Here is a 17,836-nt window from a genome sequence, read left to right as displayed (position 1 = left end):
ATATCCTATTCAAAAAAAGCAACGCATTATTGTCATAATTAAATATAATCTTTATAATGTTAGTTATTCAAACTAGCAAAAACATTTATGAAAGAATTTCCGAAAAATTATAATTTTATCGAAAGCGAAAAAAAATGGCAAAAAATTTGGCAAGAAAAACAAGTTTATGCATACAATGAGAATATCGCTAAAGATGAAACATTTGTTGTAGATACGCCTCCGCCGACTGTTTCAGGACAGCTCCATATCGGGCATGTTTATAGCTATACACAGACCGATTTTATAGTACGGTTTCAGCGTATGATGGGAAAAAATATTTTCTATCCTATGGGCTTTGACGATAACGGACTGCCGACTGAGCGACTTGTTGAAAAGCAAAGACAAGTCAAGGCGTATAATATGGGCAGAGAAGAATTCATAAATATTTGTAATGAGGTAGTAGCAAGCGAAGAAGAAAAATTTAGAAGCTTGTTTAATCAAGTCGCTTTATCGGTAGATTGGAATTTAGAATATCAAACAATCAGTCCGCTATCTCGTAAAATCTCGCAAATGTCTTTTCTTGATTTAGTAAAAAAAGGCGAAGTTTATCGTAATAATCAGCCAATTTTATGGGATCCGGTAGATGGTACAGCCCTTGCTCAAGCTGATATTGAGGATAAGGAAAAAACCTCATTCATGAACTATATCACTTTTAAAACTGAAGCAAATGATGAATTTACCATCGCAACTACACGACCTGAACTATTACCTGCTTGCGTTGCCGTATTCTATCACCCAGACGATAAGCGTTATCAGCATTTAGCAGGAAAGTTTGCCGTTACTCCACTGTTTAATGTTAAAGTCCCGCTTTTAGCTGACCCGTTAGTGCAGCAAGATAAAGGCACAGGGCTTGTTATGTGCTGCACATTTGGTGATCAAACGGATATTATTTGGTGGAAAACGCATAATCTGCCTTTGAATACTATTATTACCAAAAAAGGTACGATAGATTTCCCTCATGAGATCGGAATAGACGGCTTAAAAATAAAAGAAGCAAGAAGCAAGATAATAGATATTTTAAAAGAGCAAGAATTGCTTGTTAAGCAAGAAGAGATTACCCAAACTGTTAAATGTGCTGAGCGTTCAGGTGCACCTCTTGAAGTACTAACTGTGCCACAATGGTTTGTTAAAACTATATCGCATAAAGATGAGCTATTAAAAAGAGCAAACGAACTAAATTGGCATCCTAAAAATATGAAGATTCGTTTAGACAACTGGATTAATGCCATATCTTGGGACTGGTGTATAAGCAGGCAGCGTTATTTTGGCGTGCCATTTCCTGTTTGGTATTCTAAAAGAATCGGCAAAGAGGGTAAAATTTTATATGCCGATATCTCGCAGTTACCTGTTGATCCTTTAAAGGATTTGCCTATTGGCTATAGCAAAGATGAAGTAGAACCCGACTTAGACGTTATGGATACTTGGGCAACTAGCTCTGTTTCGCCGCAACTTTCAACATGGGGTATTTCTGATGAGTTTGCCGTGAATAAGGATAGGCATAATAACTTATTCCCAATGGATTTAAGACCTCAAGCACATGAGATTATTAGAACTTGGGCATTCTATACTATCTTAAAAGCTCATCTACATCAAAATACTCTACCATGGAAAAATATTATGGTAAGTGGTTGGTGTTTGGCTGAAGATCGTAGTAAAATGTCTAAATCCAAAGGAAATGTATTAGTACCGGAAAAATTGCTAGAGCAATATGGTTCTGATGTTATACGCTATTGGTCGGCTAATTCAAAATTAGGAGCTGACACTGCCTATTCAGAAGACGTAATGAAAAATGGTAAAAGGCTTGTTAATAAGCTGTGGAATGCTGCTAAATTTGTCTCGCAACATTTTGATAAATTATCTGATGAAGACAAAAAAGCAAATCTTATATATGTGAAAGAAAAAATTACTCATGAATTCGATCAGTGGATAATTAATAAATTAGTAGAGCTAGTAAACAATGCAACAAACGAGTTGCAAAATTATGAATATGCTAACGCTATGCATTTAACGGAAAAATTTTTCTGGTCAGTATTTTGTGATAATTATTTAGAAATCAGTAAAACACGTGCTTATGATGAAGAAAATAAAAACCCTAGCGGACAATATAGTAGCATATTAACGCTTTATCACGTCATGCAAACCCTACTTAAACTATTTGCACCATTTATGCCACATATTACCGAGGAGTTGTATCAAATATTATATAGTGAAAATTCTATTCACATTAAAGGTAATTGGATTAATTATGGTAATTTAAACTATAAAATAGATGCAAAACAGCCGGAAGGATTGCTTGAGATTTTAGATCATGTTAGAAAATTTAAAGCTGAAAAGAATCTATCCATAAAAGCAGAAGTACAATTGCTTGAAGTTAGCGGCATTGAATTATCCGAAGAATTGACATCAGATTTAAAAAATGTTACATCAGCAAAAGAAATAAAATTCAAACCAACAAATAATGAAATTAAAGTCAGTATTCTCACCTAAAAATATTTTAGGTTCTATTCTCTTGCTTTTTGCCAGTATATTTTTTTATACTCACGTGCTTGAACATGATTGGCGTTATAAAGTGCCAACCGATGAAGAAGTAAAAAAATATAGAATTAGTGAGAATACGACTCTCTCACTCTATCAAATAATGAAAGATACTCATGAGTTGTTAACTAAGCACAATATTAATTATTGGATAGACGGAGGCACCTTGCTTGGGGCAGTTCGTCATCAAGGGATAATACCTTATGATGATGATCTTGATATTGGCATAATGCAAGAAGATGAGATAAGGCTACAACAAATATTTCCAGAGTTTCAAAAACTAGGTTATTCTATTTCTCATGATCTAGCTTATAAAATATGTCAAAAAGGCTGCATTGATATTTTTACTTTTCAAAAAGACCAAAATAAATTTATTCATTCTAACTTAAAAACACGCACTCAATATCCTAATGATTTCTTTTATGATCATGAATTATTACCTTTAAAAAAATATAAATTTGGTGATATAGAAGTTTATGGTCCCTATAACCCAAAGGAAAATTTAAATAGACAATATCCTGAATGGGATAAATATGCGGTAATACATCATACCCACAATTTTCATTTGTTTTTTCTATCAAATATCGAGAGAAAAACTAAATTCATCTTAACGCTGGAATTATTAAAACCGGCTAAAGCACTTAAGCCCTTAAAAAATAGAGTAAACTAACGTTACTAGATGATACTACAAACTAGAATTATTAGAAATAGTAGAGCAATATCATGCAGATATAGGATTATTATTAGATTATTTTGATCAAAAAGGAAACGTTGATTATAACACAGGTCTAACTTTATGTGTTAAATCATCTCTCAAGAAATACTACCTCTTACCGGCAAAGGCTTTAATTTTGCTTAAAAATTTTACAAAAGAATAATTGCATTAAAAATTGCTATAGCTCATAATAGTTAATTTAAATTAACTATTATGAAAAATTATGAGCAGCAAGCTTGAAATAATATTAAACTATTATAATAATATATCAGCTTTTTCAACATGCTTATGGAAAAGTACTACTGCACTTGCAAGGTTTGATTTTGGTAAATTATTTAAAATATGGGGATATGATAAAAATTTTGATAATTTACCCACAACAACAAAAAATTTTGTTTACACAGAACATTTACAAGCACTATTAAGCAGCATAGCAAAAACTAAAAAATATCAAGGTGAAAATATTACCGATAAAAATTGGCAAAATATTTTTAACGAACTAAATAACTATGATCATTTTTTACATATAAAATTACAAAAATTAATAGGAATAGAAAATAAAAATCTTATTGACGCAATTCTAAAATATATAGGAGATATAAAATCACTAGAATTTATTGAGTTACGTAATAAAGTTCAGTTGTTTTTAGAGAATAATTTTGAGCATTACGCAAAATTATTTGAATCAGCAGAAAAAATTTCTAATACGTCATATCCGCTCACTATTCTAATACGTCATATCCGCTCACTAAAGAATATTTCCTATATCGATATGTTGCTAAGGCAATATTATATAAGCCAAACGTGAATTATGCAGAGGAATTTAACAAAGAAAAAGAGATACATTTAAATTTTGTAAGGTATATTAGTTCATTAAAGCAAAGTTACTTTAAGCTAGAAAAAGCTAAAGATCAATTTAACGAGGAACACAAAATTAACTCTTGGCTAATAGAAAAATCCAATTCTATTAGCAGCCATTCTGGCAAAATAGCATTGACTTATAGTACTCTTATAACAGGAGTAATATTACTTCGTTCATATGTATTTGATGAAGAAGAACCACTATATGAGCTGTGTGCTTTACCAACTACTATTCTTGCTATATTACAACTTTTATTATCTTTTCCGAGTACCGTATTATCAAGTAAACAAACCAAAATCATTAATTATAATCTGTTTAAGGAATTAGAAAGTAAAACAAACGATAAAAGTCATTTTGAAGATATTAAATTTTTATTTGATAATACTCCTACCTTTTCTGATAATTTGATAAATAATGTAGTTATTTGTTTTAGATATGCAGCAAATCTACTATTACAGCCTATTGATTTATTAAATAATGATACTGTAAATTATTTTATAACATGTACCGCTCTACGTTGGTTATCCGCAGCTGGAGTCGTCGAAGAACAAAGTAAAGTTACGGGCTTTATGCACAATAAGCTACTTGGATTTTTGCACAATAAAATTGTTCCTGCTTTAATTGAAAATAAGTTGTTTTCGTCTGAAGAAATTAAACCTTATTTTTATGTATTGTTTAAACATCTAAAAAAAAATGATCTTAATGAGCAGAAATTACAAGCAATATACAAAAGACTTACAGATCAGGATATAGATTTTAATAATCCTGAATTAAATAATATTCATACTTATAGTAATTGGCAGGATGTGGCTAAATATCTTGCTATGGCTACATTATTAATTGATTATATTTGTTTTTATTTCCGAGACCCAGAAACCATATTCTACGAAGATCCTATGTTTTATGCTTCAGTTTCTATTAAATTCGCAAGGCTTGCTTCATTATTAATATCATCTTACTATGGTAATAAAATTACTCAAGATGTTACTGGAGAGGAGTTAAGCAATAACATATTTTTCCAAAATTTTTATTATAATGATGCAGCAAGATTAAATATGGCTATAATCCCTCTAATAATGTTTGAATCGATAAAAGATTTAAAATTTTTAAGTCTTGCAACATTAATAGATGTGCTTACTACTGCTACATCAGATCTAAATGTTGGCAAAGCTATTAGTAATGCCGATCAAATTATTGCAGAACAAACTGCTATTACTATCAATGAAATTAGTAAAACTTTATCTAGCCATGATGCCATATCTTCGAATGATGATATTCAAGTAGACCTATTAGGAGAGTAAATTTTATCACTATCCAATAAAAACTTAAATAACTAATTCTAAAATTAATGTTGCTAAAAGATTTTTAATGTTAGACTCAACATATTAATTATTATTAAATTCAAGGATAAATTATGATTAACTATGATTTAAATACTAATTATACATACTATGTGCTGGAGGGGTTAAGAGCACAAATAGCCCCTATGCATTTAGGCATAAAGATTTTGAAAGAAGCATATGAACGTGAATCATTAGAGGATAATGGTTTTGCTAGAATCATGCATTCTTACTTAACACTTTGCGAGCGTATGACTAGAAAATATGAAAAGCCGGAATTTAATATTCTTGAAACTACTATTGATAACAAAACCTATAAGATCAATGAAAAAGTTATATTGAAAAAGCCTTTTTGTGAGTTACGTCATTTTGAAAAAGTAGGCTTTAAAAGCGTCTTACCTAAATTGTTAATAGTAGCTCCTATGGCAGGTCACCATGCTACCCTACTTCGTTCAACTGTACAGGAATTATTACCATATACGGATGTCTATATTACCGATTGGACGGAAGCAAACTATGTACCGCTTGAAGCAGGTTCTTTTGATATGGATGATTACATTGATTACGTAATGGAGTTTATTAATTTTCTAGGACCAAATGTTCATACTATGGCTGTTTGTCAACCGACTGTACCTCTACTTGCTGCTATTAGTTTGATGTCGAAAGATAATAGCCCAAACGTTCCAAGCTCAATGATTTTAATGGGCGGTCCTATTGATGCTAGAAAAAACCCAACAGCAGTAAATGAATTTGCTCTAAGCAAAAGTTTAGAATGGTTTTGCAAAATGGTTACAATGCAAGTACCACCTAATTATCCTGGTCATGGTAGAAAAGTATATCCAGGATTTTTACAACTTGCAGGTTTTGTAAGCTTAAATCTATTCCGTCATATAGATTCGCATTTGGAATTATGGCAAAATTTATTAAATTGCGATTATCAAAAAGCTGATCATACTATTAAATTCTATGATGAATATTTAGCTGCTATGGGATATGCTGGCAGAATTTTACCTACAAACTATCGATGAAGTATTCCAACAATTTTCACTAGCAAGAGGCAAATTAGTTTCAGAGCAACGTCCTATTGATCTAAAAAATATTACTAAATGTGCATTACTTGGTATAGAGGGAGAACTTGACGATATTGCAGCAGTTGGTCAAACCAAAGCAGCTTTAAAGCTTTGTGCCAATATTCCCGAATCAATGAAGAAATATCATTTACAAAAAGGTGCAGGACATTATGGCGTATTTAGCGGCAGTAAGTTTAAACAGTTTATAGTACCTGTTATTAAAAGCTTCATATACGATTTTGACCAAGCTAATTTTAAACAACCTAAAGCTAAAATGGTTTGATAAAACTCTAATAATAGTATGTCATACTGCGATTCGATTGCGGTATCTTAAGGATACGGTTAGGAAAGATTCATTTTACTATATTTCTAGTTTGGTCTTCCCATATCAATAATAGTTGAATCTTTAAAATCAGTATTTATTAAAAAAGGTACGGTAATATAAGCTTGTATTCTATTATTAGCTACTTCTTGTGCAATTGGCTCGCTAAAGCTTTTACTATATTTAAGAAGCTTCGTAGCAGCTTTTAAATTTACTAAATAACCTGTAGAAGTATAAAAATATCTTTGGGTATTAATTTTTTTAAGATAAGGATTATTATAAATTTTATAAAATTTTTGCCTCGGTAGATGCATCAAAAACAAATAGACTAGATCCCAATCACTAGGTAAAGATTTGATTATGGTTGAGAATTTCTTATAAAAATTTTCTTCTAATATAGCATCGTCTTCTAAAATTAAGGCATATGGAATATTTTCTTCAACCATTTTAAGCCAAATTTCTCTATGGCTACAATAACACCCAAATTCACCCGCGGTTAAGGTGCGATTTAATATCTTACTATTTGCATAATAATTTATATTCTCTGATGGACAAACAATAGTATAATTATTATCTAATGATAAAAGGGAAGAATTATTCTTTACATCTAAACCGGTAAACTTTTCTCCTTTTTGGTTTGTTATAGATAATTCATAACCGTTTACTGCTCTAAATCTTTCATAAGGTAAATTAATATGAATAAATTGTTTATTTATATTATTATATCTATTGGTAATATGATCTAGATTAATTACAAAAATTTTAATATCTTTTTCACTAATCGGATTATTTTTTAACTGATAAGTAATATAAAAAAATATTTTTTTATGCGATAAATTTTATTTTTCATTTAATAAAGGTAAAAGTTTTTCTTTTAATTTCTCTTTTATTATAGGGTAATTATTTAAAGAATTGGGTACAATTGAGTTATTATATATTTCACAATATTTTTCGTCATTTTGATCAACAGAAATAATATAGTTATATAGATCTTCTTCTGAAGCAAAATCTTTAGCAAATATTACTGCCTTAGGATTTACGTCTTTAACATAACTTTTATCTGCATAATAAATAGGGACCGCTCCAGCTAGATAAGCTTGGAAAGGTTTTTCAGTAACATAGCCTTCATACGTCTTATTTTCATAAGCAATTACAAATTTGCATTCAGATAACCACTCTCTAGTGTTTTCTTTAGGTACTACTCTAGCTTCGTTATTTAAGTATTTACCTCCGCTTCTTATTCTTTTATATGATGATAGCTTGTGAAAAAATTTATCTCTTGCAACGCAACCATCAAATTTTTCAGTATCATCTATATGTGCACTAACAAGAAAACAAGCAAAATGCGGCTTATTCGGGTTGCATTTAGGTCTTTTATAATTTGTGCTTATCTCATTAGTAAAATACATATAATATAGAGGTATTCTTATATAATGCGGATGATCTATATAATCAAAACCTATAGCTATATCATAATTATCAGGGTTAGGTCTAATAGATTCACCAGTAAAAAATATTTTTATACTATTCTTGTTACTAATTTTTTTCTGACCGAAAACACTCTCAATTATAAGGTCATAATTTTTATGATCTATAACAATTTTTCTTCCACTTTCTTCTATTACTTCTTTTATCATTGGCAGTTCATCTATTGTAAATCCTGACCACATATTGATGAAACTAACCCTTAGAATATTTTCATTTTTTTTGGACTTTAAATTTTCTATACCATATATGCAGACAAATACTAATAACGCCAGTTTAGGATAAGGAGGTCTGAGGATAAGCAAGTAGTGTTAGAAATTTTTTAGATTTATTGAAATTAAAAGCATTTACGCAAGAAAGTATATGAACTAAGAAATTAATAGGGGAGCGATGTCTTGAATGTTCAAGGTTCATGCTGTTTTTTAGTACATTAAATACTGATTCAATTATTGATCTGCTTTTTAAGAGTATTTTATCTTCTATATCTAATAAATGATTTTTCATATCCTTGCGAATCCCAGTAAATAACCGTAGCCCACGACTAAATAATTTAGCGGACATTTCCTTAGAAATATAAGCCTTGTCTCCAAATAATTTACCCCATAATCCTTTGGTAATTGAGTCTACAGCAGATAAATCACTAGCATTACCCTTTGTTATTTTAATTGCCATAATCTGACCTTTATTATTAATTACAATATGTAATTTAAATCCCATAAACCATCCGTAACTACTCATACCTATTTTAGCAATGCCACTAAACACTTTATTATTATTTGTACGTTTTGCATGACATATCGATAATTTGGTTGAATCAACAAAATATATACCAGTCTCATCTCCTGTAAATAATTGTAACATTATAGTTAAAGGTAATACTAATCTTGGCCACAACTGGATTATCCGACTGTAACTAGGAAGACTAAAATATCCTCTATATTTACATGATAGATGATATAAATAATAATTCTTAAAATCTTTGCATGGAGATATATAAAAATATAATACTATAGTTATATAGTTCTGAAAGCCTGAGGTGGTACCCTTTGTCTAGACAAATTTTTTAAATTTTAGAGGTGTAATTCTCCTGTATTAATGTATTGGTTTTTCAAAGTAAAGTTTGCATTTTCTATGTCATATAGCCTCTTGATAATTTTCTAGTTTTTCTGCAAAATGTATCATTTCAGGTGTCTTATATTCAAGCGATTGATGAGGTCTTTGCTGATTATAAAATTCTATATAATCTCTGATAGCTATCTTTGCTTCACGTACCGTTTCAAGATCAAAACGATAAATCTTCTCTTGTTTCAAAGATCGCCAAAAACGTTCAATAAATACATTATCTAAGGCTCTATCTTTGCCGTCCATACTAATAGCTATGCCTTGTTGCTCAAGTATTTGAGTAAAATCTTTTGATGTAAATTGTACTCCTTGATCCGTATTAAAAATGTCAGGCTTGCCATGTATAGATATTGCTTCATTTAGAGCTTCAATACAAAAATCATTTTCTAAACTAATCGACACCCGCCAACTCAAAATATAACGACTATACCAATCCATTATAGCAACCAAATATACAAAACCTTGCTTTAATCTTATGTAAGTAATATCTGCACAGTAAACTTGATTGGAGCAAACCACCTCTATATTATTTAATAGATATGGGTATACTTTATGAGCCTGATTCCTACGGCTTAAATTAATCTTTGGGTATACTGCTTCAATACCAAGTATTTTATAATATTTTCTTATCATCTTACGACTAACATTTAACCCTTCGGATTTTAGGACATGAGACATTCTTCTAGTACCATAATAGGGATGCTCTGTAAAAATCTCATCAATTCTGTTCAGTACTCTATACTCCTTATCATCTAAGGTATTCCTAGCTCGGTAGTAGTAACTTGAGCGGTTTAAATCTAAAAGTTTGCATTGTCTTGCTATGGTTAAATTTGAAGCATAACTTATCATTTTTTTCCTAACCTCTAAATCCAAAGATACTAGATTTTTTTTTAAGCCAGTCTCTTTCAACTGTTAACTGGCCTATTTGCTCAAATAATGATTTAATTAAATCTTCTTGGCCGGTATCTTGTTGTTTAGATTTCGATTTAAATCCAGAAACCATAAAATCTAAAGCTTCTTTCTTCCATTTATAAATCTGATTAGCGTGAACACCATATTTGCTGGTAATTTGAGCTATAGTCATTTCTCCAGATATTGCTTCAATTGCTATTTTTGCTTTTTCTTCTGCACTATATTTTTTAACTTGTTTTTTCATTTTTTGCTCCTTTTCCTAGGAGATATTATACCTACTTTTCTCTATTTTCTTGTCTAGTTTTTGGGTACCATTATAGCCTTAAACTCCCTGATCTCCTACGCTTCCTAACGCTGGGTATTAATTTGCTTTCTTCCCATTCTTCGTAAACTTTACAATAATTATCTATTATACAAAATAGAGTTATGATACATCTTTTCATTGTTGAGTGCATATTTTTTTGATTCAAAATCTATGTAACTCAACACTCCTCTCTTGTAAATACCCTGCTTTATTATCTTTATTCCTTACACTCTTATCCTAAACTGGCGTTTATAATATTGATATGCAAATTATAAAAATTTTTCTTAACATTTGAATTATCAATTTATTCTTCTATTTGTTGTGGTTGAGAATTTTCTGCTTCTACTTCAATAATTTCGGATTTGGAAGAAACAATTTGGTAACGTTCAAGACTTGCAGGTAGCGTTTTATTTCCTGAATCAATACCAAGTTTTTGTATATTCTTAACTCTTGACATAAAATTACGATTAAAAGAAGCCGCAAACTTATCATAATTAGTAACCATATTATGTAGATTATTGCCAATTTTTTGAGAATAATCTGCTATAGTACCAATAGAGCTTAATAACTTTCTTACTTCTTCAATAATTACTTTATAATTTTCTGAGCGTCTATGGTCAGTAATTTGAAATTTTGCGAATGAAAGCATATTCATAAGCCCACTAGGTCCTACTGGGAAAATACTACAGCCCCATGCTTTTTGTAGAAAATTAGGATCAGCTGCAATAACTTTTTCAACGGCTTGTTCAGTGGGTAAAAACATCAAAGTAATAACATTGTTATAATTCTGCTCTTTTTTATTTAATTCAGCTAAAATATTTTCAGCATAATCTTTATTAGCTAACGATTTTAAATGATAATTCATAGTTTTGCTAAGATTCCCACTATTATCCTGCTCATCAACTAAAAATTTGGAAGCTTTTGAATCAATCACCATCAAATTACCGGAAGGCAGAAAAATAAGTGCATCAGGTCTTAATTTAGTACTATCTGCAGTAGTTAAACCATATTGCATGATGAAATCTGAATTAGAACGTAATCCTGATGATTTTAAGATATTTTCGAGAGTAATCTCAGCAAGAGCCCCTGCCCCAATAGGCGAAAGTAACGACTGTTTTATTAAGTCCACTGTGCTTTTAGACTGCTCAATATCTTTATTAAGTGTCCCTACCATAGTAATTAAACGCTCAAACTCACTATTAAACTTTCCAGAAGCAGTAGCAATATTTTTCTCAGCTAGTTCTCTTGCTGCTGTGTTTTCCATTTTATGGATTTCGATAAGTTGTTTAGATAAATCCTTGCCTAAATCAAATAATGCAGCTTTAGCTGAAGAAAAAGATTCACTACGTATTTTTTCATAATCCTTAATAGATTGCTCTTGATACTCTACTCTGCACTTTAGTTGCTCGATTTTCTGTAAGTAAGCTATTTTTTCTTGATTAAGTAGCTGATTATTATTAGTAATTTCCAAATTTTGATCTGTTAAGAATTGTAGCTCTGTTTTTAAAGTTCTAACTTTTATATAAAACCATATATTTAAGCTCACTAAAACGAGTAAAACTATTGCAGCACTTGGTAGTAAATAATTCATAAAATATGATAAGCAGTTTTGATTTTAATTATACTTGATCTTTTTAAATTTGCACTATTTATTCTTTTTAAGAAATAGTTAAAAATTTAATTAAATGCTTGCAAAAATTAAGTATTAATATATAGTAAGTTTCTTAAAATAAATATATTACAAATATGATAAAAATTAAATGGGGAGAAAAGTTAACTCTAGAAATATTGAGGAACAACATTTAATCAATAATCCTAATTTTCTTGAGGCTATTGCCCGCTATATAACATATAGTCAAGACAAAATAACAAGTGATATTTATAGTCGTTATTGTAATTTAGCTATTAAAATTGATAGTTAACCACCCTGCATTGCAAATGCAGGGCTTAAGATTATGGCATCAATGCCTTAGCTATAGCTAGTTTTCAACTTGAAAGTTTCCAAACTTATCATCTCTCGATTCATGTTTATCAATATAATCCTTGATCATTTGGTCAGTCACATTGCCTGTGGTTCTGACAAAATATCCAACAGCCCATAAGTGTTTACCCCAATACTGTTTCCGTAATTCTGGAAATTCCTGCTGAATCTTCCTTGAACTCTTTCCTTTTAGATACTGTACCACCTTACTAATACTTTGATAAGGTGGCACAGATACATAGATATGTACGTGATTTGAAGCTATCTTCCCTCTTAATATCTCTACTCCATTATCCTTACATATCTCTTGGGTTAGGTCCTTGACTCTCCTACCAATATCACCAACCAATATATTATATCGATATTTAGTCACCCATACTATATGATAAGTGCAATCGTAAACTGTGTGGCTTATCTTCTTGTAATACTGCATCTCTACATTCTATATGTTAAAACGACGCACTGCAAGTGCGGGGTTTTTCTCCCAAATTTGGGACAATAAAAAAGCTCTAGATTTATTAGCCCCGCACTTAGCTTCTTACGGAAAACCTGATTTGATTATTGAAAGTAATAGTGTTAATGCTGCAAAGTTATTAGGTTATAAAAATTTCATAAATACGTTTGCAGTAAGCTATCCAATATTTTTAAATATGATAACCAAAAATGGTAATGAAGATTTTATAAAAGAAGTTTTTAGGCATTTAAAAATACATCCAGAAGATTTTCTTTTAGATATAGAAAGAAATCGTTTAAGTAATGCTAGTATAAATGCTATAGCTAAATACAATGAGAATATTAGGCAAGATAAAGAAATAAAATCTTTATTACATAAAAAAGGTTTTAAATATCTTGAATTAGAAAATTTAACTGAAATGGTTTATGGAGATGTAATAGCTGAACATATCAAAAAATATAATAGTATTAAAGGATTAGCTAACTTTTTAAATGAATTAGGTATAGAAAGAGTTATAAATTTTGGATTAAAAGAGTTAGTTGATATAGCCTTTGGGAAACTAAAAGATGATCACCACAACAACCTATTGAATGAATTAATTCAAAGTCGAGGTGTAGAATCAGTTAAAATTTTTAGGTTTAGAGAGTTAGCTGATAAAGATTTTGAAAAGCTAAAAGAAGTTTACATCGATAATTTATTGACTAAATTAATTGAAAGGCAAGATATAAAATCATTTATAACTTTATTAGAACATTCAAAAAAAATATCTGCTAAAAACATTATTTCAATTGCTGAAAATTGGTCTAAAGATAATATAAAAATAATATTCGAACATCCGGTTGTTCAAGATTTAAATAAAAATTATTTATTGCAGTATTTAAAATCAACATATTTGAATAAAGAAAGTAACTACATAAAAGCGGCTACAAAATATACAAAAGATTTAAATAAATTTGAAGAATTAAAACATTTATTGAAAAAGTTTGGAATTAAAGAAGTTGCAAGTTTTAATTCTTTAGAACTAATTAAGTTAGGATTTAAGGATTTATCATTTGACTTAATAGAACCATATATTAAAGGTTTTGACCAAGTTAAAAAAAAATACTATTTCTGGAATATTAGAAGAATATTTTACAAATCCCAATACAAATACTCTTAAAGATCAAGAAAATTTTAAACTTGAAGAATTATTCTATATAGTTTCTGAAAATGAAAATATACATACTTTAGAGCAATTATTTAATCCTCACGTCAACCTTAAACCTAAAAATTCAGGTTTTGGTAAAAATAAATATAAACATTTGATTCCTAAGAACCTCAAAGATTTTAGTAAAGAGCAAATTAATTATTTTGTACAAAAAGCTATAAATAAAAATGATATTAAAATTATCAAATTATTGTTTGAATATTGTACGAATAATGAAATATTTATTGAAGATAATCAAATGAAAAATTTTATACAGAAAGCTGTTTCTAATAAATTTTTTGAAATTACTAGAACTCTCATTAAGAGCAGGGATATCATTAAGAGCAAAGAGATAGAGATTGATAATAAAGAGTTTATTAAAGAATTTGCAAAAAATATTACTGCCCCAGAAAATCTTGAACTTTTTGAAGTAGCGTTAAAATATGAAGGATAGCCAATAAATTTTGAAACTACTATAAATTCTCAAGGTATTATAGAAAATTGTAATATTTTAGGAGATATTTAAATCTTTTAAAATAAAAAGAATAAGAGGATTAATTTTCCGTCATTACAAGGAGCAGCAAAGCCACGACGTGGTAATCTCATAAAGCAAACTCCTGAGATTGCATCAAAACTATGCTCCTCGCAATGACTTACACCCACCTTAAGCCGGTATATCTTCAACAGCTGCTTGCTTTTTACTTGTTTTTGCTGCTGGGGTAATAATAGAAGTAATTATTGGCTCTATTAGCCCCTTAACTACATCTTCTGTAATAGTAACACGCTGTTTCTTCAGCTCAGCAACTTTATACATACTATCAAGTAAAAGATGCTCAATTATCGAACGAAGACCTCTTGCTCCAGTTTTTTTAGCTAAAGCTTTTTCAGCAATAGCTTCCAATGCAGAATCCTCAACTATTAACTCAGCTTCATCAAGCTCAAATTGTTTTTTAAACTGCTTCACTATAGCATTTTTTGGCTTAGTTAAAATTGTAACTAAAGCTTCTTTATCTAAATCATCTAAGGTTGTAACGATTGGTAATCTTCCGATAAATTCAGGAATTAATCCAAATTTTGTTAGATCCTCAATCTTTAAAGATTTAAGAATTTCTCTGTTAATTTTTTCTTTGTCAATATTTACATTTGCTGCAAAACCTATAGAACTATTATTTGTTCTAGAAGTTATGATACTATCAATTCCCATAAAAGCACCACCGCAAATAAACAAAATATTTGAGGTATCGAGCTGCACAAAATCTTGCTGTGGATGTTTTCGACCACCTTGCGGAGGAACAGAAGCAACAGTTCCTTCCATAATTTTAAGTAGTGCTTGTTGTACGCCCTCCCCTGATACATCTCTAGTAATTGAAGGATTCTCGGACTTTCTAGCAATCTTATCAACCTCATCAATATATATTATACCTTTTTGTGCTTTAGCCACATTAAACTCGGCAGCCTGAAGTAATCTAAGTAAAATATTTTCAACATCCTCACCAACATAACCAGCTTCCGTTAAAGAGGTAGCATCAGCCATAGTAAAAGGTACGTCTAAAATTTTAGCAAGTGTTTGAGCAAGCAACGTTTTACCTGAACCGGTAGGACCAATTAACAAAATATTAGATTTATTAAGCTCAACATCATTATTGCCTGATTGGACATATTCAAGCCTCTTATAATGATTATATACCGCTACTGCTAGAACTTTTTTAGCTTGCTCTTGACCAACTACATAATCATTTAAAACTGAACATATTTTTTGCGGAGTTGGAATAGTGGAAGTAATCTGCTTTAACGCTATTTTACTTTCTTCTTCCATTATATCCATGCATAAATTTATACATTCATCGCAAATAAATACTGCAGGACCTGCTATTAACTTTTTCACTTCATGCTGCTTTTTGCTACAGAATGAACAAATTAATTCTTTTTTATTAGCTTCTACTACCATCAATTTTTCTTTTTTTATGTTTATATACTTATTGTCTATCGTGGTGACGTACTCGCATGGTTTAGCTCTATCATCCCGTGGAGGCTTTGTTGTCTAGATCAATTCTTCCTCTGTCATCCCGCGAGCTTGTAGCGGGTTCCAGCTTAAAATACTAAAATTATTAGTATTAAAAGTTGCTTTTCTGGATACCGTGGTCAAGCAACTAGATGACACCGAGGGCGTTTTTTGATCCACACAACAATGCCTTGCGAGGAACATAGCTTTGATACAATCTTAAGGACATTTTCATAAGATTGCCACGCCACTTTCAGTGGCTCGCAATGACGTTTTTGTTACAAAACCCTACCATACATATAGTAATCTTTATGCTCATTTGCAACTATTTCGTATTTTTTAAGTATTCCCTCACGTGCAAACCCGCATCTTTCAAGTAAATTAATTGAGCGTAAATTATCTGTAATTACTGTTGCTTGAACTCTGACAATTCCAATATGATCAGCAATTTTTAAAATATTTTTTATAGATTTTAACATTATGCCCTGCCCCCAAAAGCTATAATCCAAATCATAACTGATTTCTGCCTTATGATGCTCTAAATTTATTATGTTAAAACCGGCAGTACCAATAAGTTTATTATCACTTTTAAGTGCAATACCCCAATAAAAACTTCTGTGATTCTTATATAAACTAGACCAATAACGAATTTCTTCCTTAGCTTCCTCTAAAGTTTTTGGTCTGTTACTTTCTGTTATATAAATAGCCATTTCAGGCTTATTCATATAATTAAAATAATCTTCAGCATCCACGTCCGTTAACTCTCTTAATATTATATCATCTAAATCGAGCGTAGGAAAGGGGGAGTATAAATATTTTCTATCAATCATAAATATTTTGCAGGGTCTTGTACGTTATTCTTTTTAAAAGCATCAAGCCTTATCGTGCAAGCAAGGCAAGTGCCGCAAGATAGATCATCTTCGCTAGGATCATAACATGATATGGTATTTTTATAATCTACTCCAAGCCTAAGCCCTGTTTTAATTATTTGATCTTTAGTCATATTAATCAAAGGAGTATGAATAGTAACTCCGCCTATGTTGGTTGCTAGATTTGCCATTGCTTCAAAAGATTTGATATATTCAGGGCGGCAATCAGGATAATTTGCTGAATCGCTAGTATGTACGCCTATGAAAATATCCTTAGCACCTATTATTTCGGCAAACCCTAATGCGTAACTTAAAAAGATTGTATTACGAGCAGGTACATAGGTAACAGGTACATCTTCAGGTAGCTCTTTCCCGTCCTGATAATGAGGAACGTTTATATTATCATCGGTAAGAGCAGAACCGCCAAAAGCTCTTAAGTCTATATTGACAATTTTATGTTGCTTGACGTTATACTCTTTTACTAGCTCCGTAACTTTCCGTAGTTCAGCATTGTTACGCTGCCCATAGTTAAAACTTATAGCATGAATCTCATAACCTTGCTCTCTCATTATTGCAAGAACAGTAGCAGAATCCGCCCCACCACTAACTAAAATAACCGCTTTTTTCATTTCTATATT

17 protein-coding genes and 1 pseudogene are annotated in these 17,836 nt (G+C 30.5%); 8 read left to right on the top strand and 10 right to left on the bottom strand.

Annotation, left to right across the window (positions count from 1 at the left end; all coding sequences use genetic code 11):
* The first annotated feature begins 87 nt into the window (after positions 1-87).
* The 5 genes and pseudogenes from AAGD54_RS02890 to AAGD54_RS02870 all read left to right on the top strand — a co-directional run bounded on the left by AAGD54_RS02890 (position 88) and on the right by AAGD54_RS02870 (position 6,844).
* A complete protein-coding gene (locus AAGD54_RS02890) occupies positions 88-2,526 on the top strand; it encodes a valine--tRNA ligase (protein WP_341794961.1) in 2,439 nt (812 codons plus the stop codon).
* Entirely contained in the window at positions 2,495-3,244 is a 750-nt protein-coding gene (locus tag AAGD54_RS02885; protein ID WP_341795165.1) for a LicD family protein, read from the top strand. Before AAGD54_RS02890 ends, AAGD54_RS02885 begins: the two co-directional genes overlap by 32 nt.
* Positions 3,245-3,512: 268 nt before the next feature.
* Positions 3,513-4,097, top strand: coding sequence for a hypothetical protein (locus AAGD54_RS02880; protein ID WP_341794960.1), 585 nt, complete (start codon positions 3,513-3,515; stop codon positions 4,095-4,097).
* Positions 4,094-5,452 (top strand): hypothetical protein, encoded by a 1,359-nt coding sequence (locus AAGD54_RS02875; RefSeq protein ID WP_341794959.1) that lies wholly within the window; start codon positions 4,094-4,096, stop codon positions 5,450-5,452. Before AAGD54_RS02880 ends, AAGD54_RS02875 begins: the two co-directional genes overlap by 4 nt.
* Positions 5,453-5,565: 113 nt before the next feature.
* Positions 5,566-6,844 (top strand): annotated as a pseudogene (locus AAGD54_RS02870) (polyhydroxyalkanoate depolymerase).
* An 86-nt stretch (positions 6,845-6,930) separates the two neighbouring features.
* Here AAGD54_RS02870 and AAGD54_RS02865 read toward each other — a convergent pair.
* From AAGD54_RS02865 to AAGD54_RS02840, 6 genes are all read right to left on the bottom strand, one after another.
* The gene (locus AAGD54_RS02865) at positions 6,931-7,599 is read right to left on the bottom strand and encodes a glycosyltransferase family 25 protein (RefSeq protein ID WP_341789209.1); all 669 of its coding nucleotides are present in this window, start codon (positions 7,597-7,599) and stop codon (positions 6,931-6,933) included.
* A 123-nt stretch (positions 7,600-7,722) separates the two neighbouring features.
* Positions 7,723-8,520, bottom strand: coding sequence for a glycosyltransferase family 10 domain-containing protein (locus tag AAGD54_RS02860; protein ID WP_341794958.1), 798 nt, complete (start codon positions 8,518-8,520; stop codon positions 7,723-7,725).
* A 124-nt stretch (positions 8,521-8,644) separates the two neighbouring features.
* Positions 8,645-9,361, bottom strand: a complete 717-nt coding sequence (locus tag AAGD54_RS02855; RefSeq protein WP_341795139.1) for an IS982 family transposase — start codon at positions 9,359-9,361, stop codon at positions 8,645-8,647.
* Between the two features lie 141 nt (positions 9,362-9,502).
* A complete protein-coding gene (locus AAGD54_RS02850) occupies positions 9,503-10,339 on the bottom strand; it encodes an IS3 family transposase (RefSeq protein ID WP_341794232.1) in 837 nt (278 codons plus the stop codon).
* Positions 10,340-10,346: 7 nt separating this feature from the next.
* Positions 10,347-10,646, bottom strand: a complete 300-nt coding sequence (locus AAGD54_RS02845; protein ID WP_045812944.1) for a transposase — start codon at positions 10,644-10,646, stop codon at positions 10,347-10,349.
* A 364-nt stretch (positions 10,647-11,010) separates the two neighbouring features.
* Positions 11,011-12,297 carry a DNA recombination protein RmuC gene (locus tag AAGD54_RS02840; RefSeq protein ID WP_341794957.1) on the bottom strand — a complete coding sequence of 429 codons (1,287 nt, stop codon included), beginning with the start codon at positions 12,295-12,297 and terminating at the stop codon, positions 11,011-11,013.
* A gap of 169 nt (positions 12,298-12,466) precedes the next feature.
* On the opposite strand from AAGD54_RS02840, the gene AAGD54_RS02835 reads away from it, so the two are divergent.
* Complete coding sequence (locus tag AAGD54_RS02835; RefSeq protein ID WP_341794956.1) at positions 12,467-12,628, top strand: hypothetical protein; 162 nt, start codon at positions 12,467-12,469, stop codon at positions 12,626-12,628.
* Between the two features lie 57 nt (positions 12,629-12,685).
* Here AAGD54_RS02835 and tnpA read toward each other — a convergent pair whose 3' ends face one another.
* A complete protein-coding gene (gene tnpA / locus AAGD54_RS02830; protein ID WP_341794258.1) occupies positions 12,686-13,120 on the bottom strand; it encodes an IS200/IS605 family transposase in 435 nt (144 codons plus the stop codon).
* A 13-nt stretch (positions 13,121-13,133) separates the two neighbouring features.
* Between tnpA and AAGD54_RS02825 the strand changes: the two genes are divergently transcribed.
* Both AAGD54_RS02825 and AAGD54_RS02820 read left to right on the top strand, forming a co-directional pair.
* Positions 13,134-14,300, top strand: coding sequence for a hypothetical protein (locus AAGD54_RS02825; RefSeq protein WP_341794955.1), 1,167 nt, complete (start codon positions 13,134-13,136; stop codon positions 14,298-14,300).
* On the top strand, positions 14,224-14,781 hold the full coding sequence (locus AAGD54_RS02820; protein WP_341794954.1) for a hypothetical protein: 558 nt from the start codon (positions 14,224-14,226) through the stop codon (positions 14,779-14,781). The genes AAGD54_RS02825 and AAGD54_RS02820 overlap by 77 nt, the downstream gene beginning before the upstream one ends.
* Positions 14,782-14,991: 210 nt before the next feature.
* On the opposite strand, the gene clpX is transcribed toward AAGD54_RS02820, so the two are convergent.
* The 3 genes from clpX to queC form a co-directional block, all read right to left on the bottom strand.
* A complete protein-coding gene (gene clpX, locus AAGD54_RS02815; RefSeq protein ID WP_341794953.1) occupies positions 14,992-16,275 on the bottom strand; it encodes an ATP-dependent Clp protease ATP-binding subunit ClpX in 1,284 nt (427 codons plus the stop codon).
* Between the two features lie 332 nt (positions 16,276-16,607).
* Positions 16,608-17,159, bottom strand: coding sequence for a GNAT family protein (locus tag AAGD54_RS02810; protein WP_341789027.1), 552 nt, complete (start codon positions 17,157-17,159; stop codon positions 16,608-16,610).
* A complete protein-coding gene (gene queC, locus AAGD54_RS02805) occupies positions 17,156-17,827 on the bottom strand; it encodes a 7-cyano-7-deazaguanine synthase QueC (protein ID WP_341789208.1) in 672 nt (223 codons plus the stop codon). The genes AAGD54_RS02810 and queC overlap by 4 nt, the downstream gene beginning before the upstream one ends.
* Positions 17,828-17,836 lie beyond the last annotated feature (9 nt).

Source organism: Rickettsia endosymbiont of Rhinocyllus conicus, assembly GCF_964026465.1.
Lineage (GTDB): Bacteria > Pseudomonadota > Alphaproteobacteria > Rickettsiales > Rickettsiaceae > Rickettsia.
Note: the sequence above shows the minus strand (reverse complement) of the source record. Positions and strands in the feature narration are given on the sequence as shown.

Excerpts from the sequence above, each read along its gene's own strand:
- AAGD54_RS02890 (WP_341794961.1), top strand. The coding sequence starts at position 88 with ATGAAAGAATTTCCGAAAAATTATAATTTTATCGAAAGCGAAAAAAAA.
- AAGD54_RS02880 (WP_341794960.1), top strand. The coding sequence starts at position 3,513 with ATGAGCAGCAAGCTTGAAATAATATTAAACTATTATAATAATATATCA.
- AAGD54_RS02860 (WP_341794958.1), bottom strand. The coding sequence starts at position 8,520 with ATGATAAAAGAAGTAATAGAAGAAAGTGGAAGAAAAATTGTTATAGAT.
- AAGD54_RS02850 (WP_341794232.1), bottom strand. The coding sequence starts at position 10,339 with ATGATAAGTTATGCTTCAAATTTAACCATAGCAAGACAATGCAAACTT.
- AAGD54_RS02845 (WP_045812944.1), bottom strand. The coding sequence starts at position 10,646 with ATGAAAAAACAAGTTAAAAAATATAGTGCAGAAGAAAAAGCAAAAATA.
- AAGD54_RS02840 (WP_341794957.1), bottom strand. The coding sequence starts at position 12,297 with ATGAATTATTTACTACCAAGTGCTGCAATAGTTTTACTCGTTTTAGTG.
- AAGD54_RS02835 (WP_341794956.1), top strand. The coding sequence starts at position 12,467 with ATGGGGAGAAAAGTTAACTCTAGAAATATTGAGGAACAACATTTAATC.
- tnpA (WP_341794258.1), bottom strand. The coding sequence starts at position 13,120 with ATGCAGTATTACAAGAAGATAAGCCACACAGTTTACGATTGCACTTAT.
- AAGD54_RS02825 (WP_341794955.1), top strand. The coding sequence starts at position 13,134 with ATGTTAAAACGACGCACTGCAAGTGCGGGGTTTTTCTCCCAAATTTGG.
- clpX (WP_341794953.1), bottom strand. The coding sequence starts at position 16,275 with ATGGTAGTAGAAGCTAATAAAAAAGAATTAATTTGTTCATTCTGTAGC.
- AAGD54_RS02810 (WP_341789027.1), bottom strand. The coding sequence starts at position 17,159 with ATGATTGATAGAAAATATTTATACTCCCCCTTTCCTACGCTCGATTTA.
- queC (WP_341789208.1), bottom strand. The coding sequence starts at position 17,827 with ATGAAAAAAGCGGTTATTTTAGTTAGTGGTGGGGCGGATTCTGCTACT.